General features: G+C 38.1%; 11 protein-coding genes. All 11 read left to right on the top strand.

Annotation, left to right across the window (positions count from 1 at the left end; translation table 11 throughout):
* Positions 1–661: 661 nt before the first annotated feature.
* The 11 genes from T491_RS18105 (at position 662) to T491_RS0110015 (ending at position 15,956) form a co-directional block, all read left to right on the top strand.
* Positions 662–940, top strand: coding sequence for a helix-turn-helix domain-containing protein (locus T491_RS18105; RefSeq protein WP_231480232.1), 279 nt, complete (start codon positions 662–664; stop codon positions 938–940).
* A 54-nt stretch (positions 941–994) separates the two neighbouring features.
* Positions 995–1,963: an ATP-binding protein gene (locus T491_RS16255; protein ID WP_231480233.1), complete on the top strand. Its 969-nt coding sequence runs from the start codon at positions 995–997 to the stop codon at positions 1,961–1,963.
* Positions 1,964–2,405: 442 nt separating this feature from the next.
* Positions 2,406–3,290, top strand: a complete 885-nt coding sequence (locus T491_RS0109975) for a DUF4007 family protein (RefSeq protein ID WP_028903762.1) — start codon at positions 2,406–2,408, stop codon at positions 3,288–3,290.
* Entirely contained in the window at positions 3,274–6,498 is a 3,225-nt protein-coding gene (locus tag T491_RS17920) for an ATP-binding protein (protein ID WP_028903763.1), read from the top strand. Before T491_RS0109975 ends, T491_RS17920 begins: the two co-directional genes overlap by 17 nt.
* Positions 6,495–7,598 carry a phosphoadenosine phosphosulfate reductase gene (locus tag T491_RS0109985; RefSeq protein ID WP_028903764.1) on the top strand — a complete coding sequence of 368 codons (1,104 nt, stop codon included), beginning with the start codon at positions 6,495–6,497 and terminating at the stop codon, positions 7,596–7,598. The genes T491_RS17920 and T491_RS0109985 overlap by 4 nt, the downstream gene beginning before the upstream one ends.
* A gap of 10 nt (positions 7,599–7,608) precedes the next feature.
* On the top strand, positions 7,609–8,112 hold the full coding sequence (locus T491_RS0109990; RefSeq protein ID WP_028903765.1) for a hypothetical protein: 504 nt from the start codon (positions 7,609–7,611) through the stop codon (positions 8,110–8,112).
* Positions 8,113–8,117: 5 nt separating this feature from the next.
* Entirely contained in the window at positions 8,118–10,361 is a 2,244-nt protein-coding gene (locus T491_RS0109995; protein WP_028903766.1) for a DEAD/DEAH box helicase family protein, read from the top strand.
* Positions 10,358–10,594, top strand: a complete 237-nt coding sequence (locus tag T491_RS0110000) for a hypothetical protein (RefSeq protein WP_028903767.1) — start codon at positions 10,358–10,360, stop codon at positions 10,592–10,594. The genes T491_RS0109995 and T491_RS0110000 overlap by 4 nt, the downstream gene beginning before the upstream one ends.
* Entirely contained in the window at positions 10,591–12,717 is a 2,127-nt protein-coding gene (locus T491_RS17110; RefSeq protein WP_051523102.1) for an AAA family ATPase, read from the top strand. The genes T491_RS0110000 and T491_RS17110 overlap by 4 nt, the downstream gene beginning before the upstream one ends.
* Before the next feature lie 2 nt (positions 12,718–12,719).
* Positions 12,720–13,331, top strand: a complete 612-nt coding sequence (locus T491_RS0110010; RefSeq protein ID WP_051523103.1) for a hypothetical protein — start codon at positions 12,720–12,722, stop codon at positions 13,329–13,331.
* 12 nt (positions 13,332–13,343) lie between these two features.
* Entirely contained in the window at positions 13,344–15,956 is a 2,613-nt protein-coding gene (locus tag T491_RS0110015; RefSeq protein ID WP_028903769.1) for a hypothetical protein, read from the top strand.
* The last annotated feature ends 55 nt before the right edge of the window (positions 15,957–16,011 follow it).

Below are 16,011 nucleotides of genomic sequence, written 5' to 3' on the forward strand. Positions count from 1 at the left end.
TGTGCTTTAACTTTAAGTGCCATAATTCTAATTTTGTTTTTGTGTTGTTGTTAAATTTTTTACCGTTTTATATTTTTACTCTTTTATTGTCTCAACTTCGATGTTGGTTTGCGGCCACACGTGGGAGAATTTCTTAGTGCACGTGAGAGATTCTTTTTCCTCGCGCGGGAGCATCATCTCCATCTTCATCTTGACAATGCAAATGTACGAAAAATTCGTTATATAATGAAATATTATTTGTTAATGAATTGTTATAATTAGCAGGTCTACTCATTTGAGCACAGAGCACAGAGCACAGTTTTCTCATGAGCACCTCAAAATATGCAAGTAATATTTTTACTATATATATAATATATATATTATATATATAGTAATTATTATATAGAGTAAAACTCACTAATCCATGTACCCCTCTCGCAAATAAACTGTGCTCTGTGCTCTGTGCGCTTTTGAAAAGGAACTCCACTTTAATGGCCTTGCTTGCCGGACCAACCGGGGCTCCCATCCTAAATAGGTTCCTTTCACGCTGCAAAGATATGAGCATTTTTCAATAAGTTCCAAATATTTTTTGTTCTAAATTGAATATTTTTAATTCTATTCTTGTATTTTTACAAAACTTTTTGTATCTTTGCAAGCAAAGACTAAAAGTGATGAACTAAAAATGACGAATATACAAGAGCTGATAGCTGAATGTACGGCTTACGACTATAAAGTTGCACTCGAGGAAAGCAAACCTAAAAGTTGGCTTAAGAGTGTAAGCGCTTTTGCTAATGGCATGGGTGGCAGTCTTTTCTATGGCGTAAATAATGAAGGCATTGTAGTAGGGCTCGCCGATGTACAGCATGTGTGTGAAGCTATCAGTTGCAAGATTCGCGACTATATGGATCCTCTGCCAGATGTAGAGATGATCCCGCATAGGATAAACGGGCAGGACGTATGAACCTACGACTCGCTGCTTACCGACTATAAAGTAGAGGAAAATTCCTTTGCGTTTTTGGCAAACACATTTATAAATCGAACCGGACAGGATTGGGACAAAAAGTACCTCCTGTCTTTCGGACTTGTAACGAAAGACGGACAACTTACCAACGCTGGTGCATTGTTTGCTGATTACAGCCCTGTGTCTCAGTCTCGTCTGTATTGCACACGATGGGACGGCAAGGAGAAGGGCGATGCCATTAACGACGCTGAGTATACGGGCAATGTACTGTTGTTGCTTAGCGAGGCTATGAACTTTGTAAAATCAAACACTAAGCGTGGCTGGGAGAAACTGCCCGATGGACGCAAGAATAAGCCCGAGTATGCCGAGCGTGCTGTGTTAGAGGCGATGGTTAACCACTTTATCCATAGAGATTATACCGTAATGGGTGGCGAGGTACATCTGGATATTTACGACGATCGCATTGTTGTTACCTCGCCTGGCGGTATGTATAACGGCATGTTAATTCAGAATTTGGATATTGCCGATGTGTCTTCCGAGCGTCGCAACCCTATTCTTGCCAATGTGATGGCACAGCTCGACTATATGGAGAAACGTGGTAGCGGATTAACCAGGATCTGCAACGAAACAAAGGCGCTGGAGGGATACAAGGAAGAATTGAAACCTGTTTTCAAATCAACTCCATCTCAGTTCCAAACCATCATTTTTGCCAATGCTGAGGATGAATATGTTACTAAAGATGTCGGAAAAGATGTCGGAAAAGAACTGACTGATCGTCAGATAGTTATATTGCAATTAGTATCTCTTGACTCCCAGATTTCAGCAAAGGCTATGTCGGAAAAGATGTCGGAAAAGACTTCGGAAAAGAATCTTAATGTAGAAAGAACTGTTGAAAGAGATTTGGCAAAGCTGAAAAAGTTGGGCGTCCTTATCCGAAAAGGTGGGCGTAAAGATGGCGAATGGCTACTTACAGAATTAGGTCAGCACGTGCTTGAGGCGAGAAACACAAACAAAACCGTTTAAGTTTAATCATTGGGGAATGTAATCATAAGAGACGGAGAAAAGAATCATTTTCTCCGTCTTTTTTGTTGTAAATTGCATTTTTTAGCCCCATTCTTTGTATTTTTCACAAAACTTTTTGTACCTTTGTCCCTGCATTGTGGAAACTGCTAGATTGAGCTCTGTGCTCTGTGATGGCAGAAACCTATCTCTAATGTGAGTGTGGACCACTTTGCAGGACATTGCGGGACAGAAATTGAGTATTCAAAATTCTGATGAGGTTTACATCCAAATAGTCGGCAAAACTAGTTTGAAACACGACCTCTTGGGATTGGGATACGCCTATATAGGCGTACCCTTTCCTTGTATATCGTGTTAGGGCCTGTTTGCCGACGGCTCGGATGTAAGTATGCAAGGGATGAGGGTGCGCTTTTTTTATTCCCCTATAATTTATGAACTAAAGACAATGAATGCAAGTAACAAGGCAAAAGGCGTGAAATATGCGTTTTCTGGTCACGAGTCATTCCCTTGTAAGTCGCTTTGGCTAAAGAAAGGTTATGATTTTGTTGTATCAGGTAACGACTTTAATAGTCCTGAGGCTGTAATCGGATTGGGCGTAGGTAAGAATATGGTTGCTTCTATTCGATTCTGGCTAAGGGCGTTTGGTATTACCGAGAGCGATAAAATATCTTGGCTTGGTGACTACCTCTTCGATGAAATAAGTGGTAAGGATAAGTATCTTGAAGATATTGCGACCTTGTGGTTACTCCATTTCAATCTGGTATTCTCTGAAGAAGCAACATTATATAAAATGTTCTTCTGTGGTGTACAGCGAGAACGTACAAGCTTTGAACGTGAACAGGTTTTGACTTACGTGAAGTTGAAAATGGCTGAAGCAGGAAAAGCTACATTGTATAATGAGAATACAGTTAAAAAGGATGTAGGTGTTTTGCTTCAGAACTATTGCTTACCCCGTAAGCCACAATCAAACGAAGACTTCTCATCATTGTTGATAGATCTTGATTTAATTCGCCAAAATTCAGAAGGTAAAGGTTATTACTTCAATGTAGATGGTAAACGTAAGGTTACCAAAGAGATATTCCTTTATGGCCTGTTGATGTTGAAGGAGCAAGAAGGTGATAATACCATCTCATTCGATACGATTCAAGAGAGAGTAGGACTTGTGTTCTGTATGCAGGACTATGAAACGATTGAGATGATGAAGTTTTTGGCAAACGAGTATAATCAGTATTTCGCTTATAGCGATGTAGCTGGTATCAAACAAGTTCAATTCATTAAAGAGTTGGATGTTAAACATGTATTAGATAATTATTATGGCACGGACATTTAGTTTATCCGCAAATATAGAAAACGGCTTTGCTGAGGGTATGCAATACCTGGTAACGCCTAATGCTAAGAATGCGATTCACAACATTGTGAACGATTTCCATTCTGGCATTCATTCTTTTACTATCATTGGTTCGTATGGTACTGGAAAGTCGAGTTTCTTGTTGGCACTTGAAGCCGATTTAAAGAAAACTGGCAAGAAGAGATGTCTTTTGGATTCCAAGAATCTTTCAGACGCAAAGGCGTTTGAAATAATGAATATTGTTGGCGATTATGCCGAGATGTCGACACTTTTGAGCCGGGCTCTGAATATTGAGGGTAATACCGACAGTATCCTTGATAGTTTGAAGGATTACTATAATCAATGCCAGAAAAAGGGAAAGTTCTTACTGATTGTTATTGATGAGTTTGGTAAAGTTTTAGAGCATGCTGCTAAGAATAATCCAGAAAAAGAGCTTTATTTCTTGCAGAAGTTGTCGGAATTGATTAATGTTCCTACTCGTCAGATAATGCTTTTAACAACCTTACACCAGAATTTTGGTGCTTATGCTAAAGGTTTGACAAAAGAACAAACTAACGAATGGACAAAGGTTAAAGGCCGTTTTAAGGAGATTACCTTTGTAGAACCGATCGAACAGTTGCTTCATTTGGCATCGATACAGTTACAAGAGCAGCAGAGCCATAAAGCTACCGATAATATATTAAAGCTTGCAGAGTTAGCAAAATCTACACGTTTTGTCTCACAGGATTTTTCGGTGGATACGGCTATGCAGTTGTACCCATTAGATTTGTTCTCTGCTTATACAATTACGTCGGCTATCCGTCGATATGGACAAAATGAACGATCGCTTTTTACATTCCTTGCAGCAAAAGGAAGTAATTCAATCTCGGAGTTTGAAGCCGATGACCATCTTACATATAATCTTCAGAATGTTTACGACTATATTCTGTACAACTTCTATTCGTATCTGAAAGATGCAAATGCCGACTCTATGAGTTGGGGGGCTATCAAGGTTTCGATAGAGCGAGTTGAGGGTCAAGACTGGAGCGATAAAAACGAGATGCTTAATGCTACAAAGCTGGTTAAGGCAATAGGTTTACTTAACTTGTTCGGTACAGCAGGCTTCAAGCTTACTGAAAGAAACCTGACTGATTATGCTCGTGAGGCGATGGCAATGGATAATGCCAAAGAGATTATCCAGAAGTTGTCAGCAAAGAAAATCATTCGATATGCTGCATATAAGGAGCGTTTGGTCTTGTTTGAGGGTACTGATATTGATCTCGAAGCAGAGATTATCGAAGCGGGAATGAAGGTTTCACGACCTGATTCTATTGTTGATGAATTAAGCGTGTTCTTTAATCGAAGAATATCTCCAGTAAAAGCCCATTTCTATCAGAAGGGAACACCACGATTCTTTGATTATTTGATTCGCGAAGAACCTTTAGATGTTGTGCCAACTGGCGATACTGATGGTTATATAGAGTTGATTTTCTCGACCAACAAAAAGGTATTGGCCCAAATCAAAGATTTCAGTTCAGAAAATGAGCATGCGTTGATTTTTGCCTACTTTACTAATACTGAGGCTATCATAGAACATCTTTATAATATCAAGAAATATCTGTACCTTTTGGAACGAGTGATTGATAAAAGTGATAGGGTGGCCTTTACTGAGATTCAAAAGCAAAAGGAACACGAAGAGAATCTTCTGAATAAAGCAATTAGTGATAATCTATTCTCGTATCAGGATCGGGTTGTTTGGGTGTTTGATGGAAAGGTGCAAAAAGTAGCTTCGCATCGTGATTTCAATAAGTTGCTGTCAAGAGTCTGCGACAAAGTATATAGCCAAACGCCCGTGATGATTAATGAACTGTTCAATAAGCATAAGCTTAGTGGTACTATATCATCTGCTAGAAAGAGTTATCTCACCCATTTGATAGATCACAACTCTGAAGTGGGGCTGGGATTTGCTAACGACAAGTTCCCACCAGAAAAGACTATCTATGCATCGTTACTGCAGAATACAGGATTGCATCTGGATGGCGATTTTGCTGATATGCCTACCAACAAAGGTTTTATGCCTTTATGGAATGCCTGTGAGGAGTTCTTAAATAGTTCTGAGAATAAGGCTCGAAAAATCTCTGAATTAATAAAGCTTCTATCAGCTCAGCCTTATAAGCTAAAGCAAGGATTCCTTGAATTCTGGATTCCAACCTACCTATATATTAAGCGTCAGGATTTTGCTTTGTACAATGTGTCAAATGGTGCTTTCATGCCAAATGTCAACATGGAGTTCTTTGATTTGTTACAGAAGCATCCTGGTGATTTCGCAGTTAAGAAGTTTGCTGTAGATGGTATGAAGATGGGTTTCTTCAACCAATATCGCCGGTTTATCAATCTTGGAGACGAGCATGCTATTACTAATTCGAATTTTATTGAGACTATCAAGCCGTTCTTGAGTTTCTATGTCCGTTTGAACGAATATACCAAACATACTCGTAAATTCGATCATGAGTCAACAATGAGATTCCGTGATGTACTTGCAAATGCTAAGGATCCAGAAAAGGCTTTCTTTGAAGATCTGCCTGATGCACTAGGCTTTACTCAGGAAATTTTGAAACAAGAAGAGTTTATTAACGAGTATGGAAGAATCATTCAGCGAGCCATAAAGGAACTGCGTACATGCTACACTCAGTTAATAGATCGTATTGAAGCGAGACTTGTGGAAGGTTTTGGCTTGCAGAGTTATGAATATTCAGAATATATTGTTGAAGTACGTGAGCGACTGGCCAATGTTAAAGACTATCTGTTGACAGGTAAGCAACGTGAGTTCTATCACCATGTAATGACTGAGTATGATAACCGCACTGAGTGGTATCAGTCAATCTGCTATACTATTCTCGAACAGCGACTTGATGCATTGCGAGATGAACAAGAAGATAAATTAGCTGATGATTTGGTATATCTTTTCCGCGAATGCGAGAAGTATTCCGATATATCAAAGAAGATTGGCAATACAGAGCAGAATGAGGCATATTCTTTCGATATGGTAACTAGCAAAGGTAGTAGTGTTCGGACTCAGACTTATGTTCTACCAGAGAAAGATAAATCGAAGGCTGCTGATTTGGAGAAGAAGATTAATCAGTTGCTTTCAGGTGATAATAACGTCGACGTATGTACATTGCTGTCGATATTAAGTAAAAAAATGAAATGACAAAAGTAAGACATATATTAGGTATTTCAGGTGGTAAGGATAGTGCTGCTCTCGCCATCTATCTGAAAAAGACGTACCCATCATTAAAGATTGAGTACTATAATTCAGATACAGGTTGTGAGTTGGCTGAAACCGAAACGCTGATTAATCGCCTGGAGGCCTATTTGGGTAAAATTGAAAGACTTAGAGCTGCCGAAGGTAGCCCCGAACCAACACCATTCCATCACTTCTTAAAAGCTATGGGTGGTTTCTTGCCTTCTCCTCAAGCCCGTTGGTGTACCAAAAAGATGAAACTCGATAAGTTCGAGGAATACGTTGGTGATGATTATGCCGTATCGTATGTTGGTATTCGTGGCGATGAGGATCGTGATGGTTATATCTCTTCAAAGCCCAATATTCAGGCCGTATTCCCGTTCCGCAAGAATATTTGGAGTATTGATGTTATCAATAAGTTCTTGCATAACGAAAACTTGGATCAGATCGCGGAAATATACGAGCGACTGTGTCCAGAAGGGTTCCTGCGTGACGAAATACTTGATACTGTTAGAAAGCCAATCACTAAGCAATTTTTCTATTCTAAGAAAATGAATGCTTTGCTCGACTATGATGTCAAACTATTCAATCATGCAGTATTTGAGTTTTTGAAGACTACGGATTATCCAGTTGGAAAACTTGATGAGTTCCCATTGCTTGATAATACAGACATATTAGTGAAAGACGATATTTTCCGTTTGTTGAGGGAGAGTGGAGTAGGAGTTCCTGCCTATTACGAGGAAATACCTTTTGAGGTAGATGGCGAGAAAGGAACCTATTGCCGCAGTCGTTCTGGTTGCTACTTCTGTTTCTTCCAACAGAAGATAGAATGGATATGGCTCTATGAGCAACATCCTGATCTCTTTAAGCAGGCGATGGAATTCGAGAAAGATGGCTACACCTGGAATCAGAATGAGAGCCTAGCAGACCTCATCAAACCAGAACGTATTCGCCAGATTAAGCTCGACATCATCCGTCGCCAAAAAGAAAACCGAGCAAGCAACAAGGGAACAACCCTTGCTGAAATCCTTGGTGATGATATCATGTGTACTAATTGCTTTATCTAAATATACTGTTATGACTCAAGAACAAAAGGAAAAATTGAGATTGCATGTTTTAATGCATAAGCCTATTTCGACAGGAGATGATGTTATAAGGTTCTTAAGTAATAATGATATCATTAGTTTTACAGACTGTACTAACACCTCTGATAATTCTGAGTACATAATAAACAATGATTCTTCTCGAAAAATATGGTATTCACAACTTGCTCAATTCTATATGAGTGAAGATATGGATCTTTTTGTTACATGTGTTCAATTCAAAACAGGTGAGGAAGTAGAGTTTATACATATTGATTCTTGTGATTTATACAAGAAATGCAGAGGTAGGAAATTTCAGGTTTATATACATCCAAACTCCTACACATTTAATAAAAAGTCAAAAATCTGGGACGAAATAGGAATTTATAATTATAAAGAAATGTATGATTATATTGTAGCCTGTATAGAAAATAACGCAATTGAATCTATTGGTGATATATTAAAACCTGCTAATCCATATTTTCTAATTGAAATATAATAATTATGCTGTACGAGGTAGATTGGGCTGATGACGGAACGTATAGACCTGGGGAGTTTAATTCGCCAGAGAAGTTCTTCAACGATTGTTTGGAGAACAGTAAGGAGTTTGACCTTCAATTAGGTTATTTCAGTTCTGCAACCATTAGTGTACTTGCTGATGGTTTTGCTACATTTATCTCGAATGGAGGCAGAATGCGATTGGTAATAAATCACATCGTTTCTGATGATGATAAGCAAGCGATTAGCAAAGGCTTGCATGGTGACATAATTAACTGCTTTGATTTGACCAACTTTGAAACGTTACGTCAGACTTTTGATGAGTATCAGCAACAATTCTTCGAGTGTTTGGCTTTTCTTATCTACAACAAGCGGATAGATATCAGAATTATCAGACCCCAAAATAAAAAGGGTATTGCTCATACGAAGTCTGGTCAGTTTAGAGATGGTGACAGTACAACCTCATTTACGGGGTCTGCAAACTTCACAATTAGTGGATTATTCAACAATCTAGAAGAAATTAAAATTGATCGTAGTGAATCTGTCGATGTGATGGTGCAGAAACGCATAGCGAGTCAGCGTGAGGAGTTCGATTCAATTATGGATGGTAGGAAAAAGAACGTAGAGTACCTTTCTCCTGACGATCTGGTATCTGCCATAGTATCGAATTACGGCGATAAAGACATTGAGGAACTATTGGATGTTGAGGCCAAACTTCGAAAAATAAAGAAGGAACGAGCTATACGCGAAAGACAAGAGGCGGCGTGGATGGCGCATGATGATTTCGATATCGAACCGCGATTCCCATATCCTTCTGGACCTCGCGAATATCAAAAGACCGCATTTGAGAATTGGAAGAATAATGGCCAGAAGGGTTTGTTTGCAATGGCAACTGGTACTGGTAAAACTATTACTTCCTTGAATTGCCTATTTGAAATCTATCAACGCAAAGGATATTATAAGGCAATTATACTTGTGCCCACAGTAACCTTGGTAAATCAGTGGGAACAAGAGTGTCGCAAGTTCCAGTTTGTCAATATAACCAAGGTATATTCGAAAAATCCTACTTGGCGTGATGAGGTAGAGCGTATTCTCTTTAATGAGAAATACAAGACAGAACGGGAACCTGAGGTCTCATATATCATCATATCAACATATGCATCGTATGCAAGAGAGAAGGTTTTCAAGGTTCTTAATGGCTTTGACAAAAAGCGCTTGCTTCTAATAGCTGATGAGTGCCATAATATGGGCTCTGGTTCTTTGGTTAAGCGATTGAAGGAGATTCCATATCTTAGACGAATTGGCTTATCTGCTACACCTGAACGTCAATTTGATGATGAAGGTAATGAGAAGTTGAGGAAGTTCTTCGGTTCTGAGGATCATTATACCTACGAATATAGTATGGAAGAAGCCATACAAAAGGGAGTTCTATGCAAATACATGTACTATCCACATTTGGTTCGTTTAACCTCGGAAGAGATGAGCGCATACGTAGAATTATCAGAAAGGATAGCCAAGTATTTTAATTTTGATAAAGGCCGTTTTGAAGATATCGATGAGAAACTAAAGATGCTACTATTGGCTAGGAAACGGATTGTACATAAGGCCGAAAGAAAGTTGGAAGCATTTAGGGAGATTATCGAAAAGCGGCATCAAGAGAAAGGAAATCTTAAATATACCCTCGTTTACGTTCCTGAAGGAAACATACCAGATTATGTTGGTGGAAATGATGATTTTGATAAGTCGGAAGACATCGGTGATGATAACGATGCAGAACACTTGATTAATCAATACACTCAAGTGGTAACAGACGTGGATGACCATGTGACTGTAAGGAAATTCATTTCTGGCCAGAAAGATCGTGAAGAGATCCTCTATGATTTTGCAGAGGGACGGTTGCAGGTTCTTACTTCTATGAAGTGTCTTGATGAAGGTGTAGATGTGCCCCGAAGTGAATTAGCTATATTCTGTTCCAGCACAGGAAACCCACGTCAGTTTATTCAGCGTCGTGGACGTGTGCTTAGAACTCATCCTGATAAGAAAATGGCAGAGTTACACGATCTTGTGGTGATTCCTGAGCTAAATCCAAATAGTGATAGCTTTAGGATGGAGCAAGCGCTTTTACGTGGAGAATTACTTAGAGTTAATAATTTCGCTCTCCTTTCGGAAAACCCGTCTTATTCAGAGATGGAGCTCCGAGATGTTATGAATTATTATGGTTTGAATCTATATAACAATGAAATTTTATGAATAACAAGGAAAGAATGTTGCACATGGTTCTTGATGACCCTAAGTTACAGGAACTTTATGACTATGACAAGTCAGAGTATGAGGACATGTATCAAGCTCTTAACTCAGAAAATGTCATTGTTGCAGCTGTTGCCAGAATCATCAAAGAACTTAATGGATCAACTGACGAGAGTATCCAGAAAAAAGTCTATATGACAGTGTTTAACTATATAAACGAAAACTATATCCTATGATTATACAGAAGATCGAAATTGAGAACTTTCGAAGCTACTATAAACATAACTGCTTTGAACTAACCAATGGTCTCAATCTTATAATTGGATCAAATGGTGACGGTAAAACAACTTTTTACGAAGCTCTTGAATGGTTATTCCGTACCGATGGTACAAACAAAATGGACACGAAGTTCATTTCCAAAAAGCGCATAGAAGAACTTTTTGCCAATGAATCTGATGACGTAAGGGTTGCTATGACCTATGAGCATAAGGGAAAAACAAAGATTCTAGAGAAGATGTTCCACTTTACCAAGTCATTCGACGGAGAGGTTAGCACTTCAAATTATTCTTTTAATCTTATTGAAAATGACGGGGTAGAAAGAATTGAGAAAGATGGTGTTCGTTTTGACTACGATTTGCCTTCTGAAATTCGAAAATATACAATGTTTAAAGGAGAAAGCGATCTTGACGTATTCCAAAATTCAAATGCGTTGAAAATGCTTGTTGAAACGTTTAGTGACGTGAAGGATTTTGAGGCCTATTTCGCTTTTATGGAGTATGCTACAAATAAGGCAGACCAAGCCCGAGACAATGCCCAAAGATTGGATAAAAAGAATACTGACAGAATAAAACAACTTAATAGAACGATTGAGTTTGAGACAGGTACTCTTTCAGATATTGATCGTGAGATAAAAAACAAAGAGAACGAGGCTGTGAACTTTGATAGTTTGCTTAAAAGTATAGAGCAAAGCAAAGAGGCTTCAAAACTTCTTATTGCTGTTAATCGTAGAATAGAAACTCTATCACAAAAACGCTCCCAGACGCAAGCTCGCATAGATGAGAATTATACCATAAATCTCCTTGATGATATGTGGATTCTGATGGGCTTTGCTGATATTGCAGAAGAGTATTCGAGTAAGATAAGTGAGGTAGACAAGAAACGTAGAAAGCTGGAACAGGATTATCTTCTTACTGCAGGAGCAGAGAAAGTAATTAAGAAAATGCAAACAGACTTTGTTCCGCTTCCTGTTCATATTCCTGGTCAGAAAATTATGCAAGAAATGCTTGATGAGGAAGTTTGTAAGATTTGTGGTCGCCCCGCAAAGAAACATACTGAGGCATGGGAGTTTATGCTACATCGTCTTGAAGAATATAAAGAATCATTAAAAGTTCCTGAGGAAGAAGAAATAGATCCTTATTATGTGAATAATTATGTTGTTGAACTTCAGAAACGTGATACAACACTTAATGATAATTTGTCTGAGATTACAAAGTTACGCCATAAGATACAGGACGCTATTGCATTCAATAATCGTATGCACGACGAGGTGAAAAAGATTGATGCAAACCTAAATGTTGAGTTTGACCAGAAAAAACGTATTCTTGCTCAAACGGATGGTCTTACGGAGGAACAGCTATTGGCAAACTATGAGAATATCTCCAATTGGATTGATCAGAAGAACAAAGCTGAAAACAGAATCGACTTTTTGAAGAGACAGAGGGTTCAACACCGTGCGGCCCTAGACGAAGCGCAAGATGCCCTTAGTAAATTGGCTGAAGGTACTTCTGCCGCTATTTTTGCGAAGACAGCATTGATTATCCGACAGATTTCAGAAGCATTCAAGTCAGCTAAAGAAGCTAATAAGAAAAGATTGCTTCATGCAATTGAGGATGAATCAAATGAGTTCCTTGAAAAATTAAATACAAATGATTTCAAGGGAACAATAAGAATTTTAGAAAAAGCTAACGGACAGGGAGAAGCTGTGTTGATGAATGATGATAATACAAGAATCTTCACACCTAATACAGCGCTCCGTACAACCTATCTCATGTCTGTTCTATTTGCTATAGGTAAGTTGTCGAGTGAAAAGGATAAAACTGAGTTTCCATTGCTATTTGATGCACCTACATCTTCTTTTACTGATGCAAAGGAGAGCGAGTTCTTTAACGTGATAAGCAAACTGAAGAAGCAGGTTATTATTGTTACAAAGAGCTTCTTAAAGGAGAAAAATGGAGAAGTTGTTCTGGATGAATCTAAAATTAATGAAGTGAATGGAAGAGTTTTCCGTATCGAAAAGAAGAAACCATTCGATGATAAAAAACTTGGTACCATTCAAACAGTAATATCTAAAATCAAATAATTATGGCGGAATATTTGAACAATATAGAAGAACTTGTAGGCAAAGACGAGAAGTTGATAGATATTTGGGGGCGCAGAAATCCTCGATTTGAGAAGAAGTACGAACAAAGTGTGCTAAGAGTTATTTCTGATTATGGTGTTGGAGCTTCTGAAAATACCGGCGCCAAAGGCAAAGTTCTAGGTGCAGGCTACGAACCATACATTATGGCATTCTTTATTGGCTTGTATTCCAATAAGAAACTGCCATTGTCTGACTCTAGTGAAGATTTGAAAGTATTGGGTCAACCTATAGATAAATGGGGTAATCTTGATTCCAAAAAATTTAGACATGCTTACTCGGGGTTACGTTCCTATATTTTTATTGCATTAGTGGCAAAAACAGATATTGACTGGATTGCCCTTGATAAGGGTGATATTAAGGTCAATACTGTTGTTACGAATCTGATTGAAACGATGGAAGAGTATGCCAATTATGGATTCTCTGTGATGGAAGATAAATTAAAATCAGATTCTGGCTATTTCTTCTCGCACAGGTCGTTCCTAGACATATTCCTTCAATTAACAAACAAACAGTTAAATGAGTTCTCTCAAGACGAAGAACCTGAAGAACTATAATAACAGCTATACATGGATTACGTAGAAGCTTTTCAAAATCTAAGGACTAATAATAAATGGGGGCGCAAATCTCCGCATAAGGCAGTTTTGATGCTGGCGGTGATACAATTATACGAACGAAATGTGTTGTCTGATAATGAGATATATTATGACAACGCATTGAAATCTATGTACTTAAAGATGTGGAATAGAGTGTTCCCATCTGAGCCTATTTTTCATTCGGAAGCGTATTTGCCATTCTGGTATCTGCAAAGTGATAGTTTTTGGCACATAGTTCCAGTTCGTGGTAAGGAAGACATTCTATCTTTGATGCGCGATACAAATATAAAACCATCTGAGGCAAAAATAGAAGATTGCGTTAGGTACGCTGAGCTTGACGAAGATTTGTATTTTCTGATGACATTAAGTTCTGGGCGTTCATCATTAAAAAGAGCTTTACTTGAAACTTATACCAATCTAAAAGTAGAACAAATAGACAGACTAGCAGAAAGTTCTGATAACACCATTGATAATTCTGTTGCTGCATTGTCTGAATATGAGAAGATTCTTTCTGGAGAGGATTCTGAAGAGGTTGTTGTTTCCGAACAAACAGATAATGAACTGGTGCGTCAATTCCATCGCTTCAATGAAGATATACAAATAGCACTAAATCTTCAATACTTCTCTTTTCTGAAATCTCATCGTAGTGAGAGAGATATGTTCAAAGAGGTATACCCCACAGTATACGATCTACTCGACAAGATAATAAACCATCCTATTCAGCAAGGTGATATTACACCATCGTTAGCTTTTACACTTGATAATTTCTTATCAGACTTAAAAATTGCTTTGATGAGCGAAGAGGACTCAATGGAGTTGATTGATAAGATTGAAGTGGCTGTTGATATGCTGCGAGGATGTAGTAATAACGAAGATTACCAGAAACCAATTGTCGAAACTAATGACGTAGAATTATCTGTAAATAATGTTGTAGCGGATACTTGTAATGACGAAGAGGATCCAACTTCTCAGGAATATATAATAGAAAATAAACAGAATAGAAGTTGTATAATTGATAGGCGAGGCGAACAAGTTTTTTCGTCTAGTGGGCAACTAATAAGACTCAACAATATTTTCTATGGAATCAATTATACTGATACCTTAGTTTCGATGACAATAATACAAGTGGCTACTAACGGCATGTTCTCTTTAGGGAAAAGAATTATTTCAGCTCAAAATCATACGCCACTTTATACTATACTTGATGAACAAAACTACTTGAAACAGTTTAAGGCTGTTGATTACGATTCTGGTTGCGATGAATATTATGTACAAGTAGACAATCGGTGGTATGGAAGCTCTGGCTATTATGCAGATCTCAATGGTGGAATAATACCAAAAGTTCCAAATAAAGATTCTTCTGACAAGAAAGAAACTGCTGCAGGAAGTAGAAGCGGGAAACCATGGACGAAAGAAGAGGAGGAATTGATAACACGTCACTTTAAGGATGGAATGGATACTTATACGATTGCTTCTGAAGTTGGTCGTACAGATGTCGCTATCAAAACACGTTTGGCCAAATTAGGGTTGATAGAGTATAATTACGGTCAGAATGATGAGGCTCCTGTTAAATTACAGTCCAAGAAGGAAGAGGAGTATAACGAAGATGACTTTAGAATTGAGAATACGTTCACAATGTGTTCAATATATAACAACCTGGACGAGAAGGTCTTCTCTTCGGATGGCAAACTGAAATATTTAAATGGAAAGCTTTATCGCTTTAACCTGAAGAACGAATGCTTTACATTAAAGAGTATGCTCTTTGATGGCTCAAAATGGCAGAAAGGTGTGAAGAAAATTGTTGCTTATCCTCGAACAGAATTGTTTAGGATATTATACAATGCTATTGACTATTGCGAAGATATTGAGGATATAGATGATAATTCGGTTTTCGAAGAATGTCGTTTAAAGGTTGCTGGTGAGTGGTATTGTTATAATGGTACTCCAGTAGTTACTATCCCCGAAACAGAAAGTGATAAAGAGAAGGAAACTGATGGCGTAGAAAATATTGCTTCGCAGTTTACCGTAAAGATTGGTGAAACTCTAAAGATATTCCCTTCGCAAATGGTTGGAAAGGTAGTAGATTTACGAATTGATAAGTCTGGCCATAGAAAGATTGTGGTTCAAGCTGCTAGTGGTAAGTTGATGGAAATATATGATAGCAAGTATCTTTATCAAAAACAGCCAGAGAAGGCTGATGTTCAAACTAAGAAAAAAAGAGTACGAATTAAGGATGCTGTAAAGGACATTGTTGATCCTGATGTCGTAGAGTTACCTCAAAATGCCCATGAATATGACGAACCAAGTGAATACGAAAGTGTTCTTGATAGTGGAAATGCTGGCAAATCAGTAGGATCTCCATTGGATAGTTCCTCGACTGTGATTAAAAAAGATACGCATTCAAAGAGAATTGCTAATAAAGAGGTTAGAATTGGAGATAGAATAAAGATTAAAAACTACAATGCAAGCTGTAGAGTTATTAGAATAGAAAGCTTTGCTGCATCTTTTTCAAAATTGATTGTTGAATTTGATGATGGTCGCCAGGATTGGATAATAGATAATCCGGATTTGTACACGATATTATAAGGGTGATTTGCTGCGGATTGCTGTTTTTCTGCCAAAAAGCCACCATATTCCCAAA

This window comes from Prevotella sp. P6B4, assembly GCF_000619985.1.
In the GTDB taxonomy this organism is placed as follows: domain Bacteria; phylum Bacteroidota; class Bacteroidia; order Bacteroidales; family Bacteroidaceae; genus Prevotella.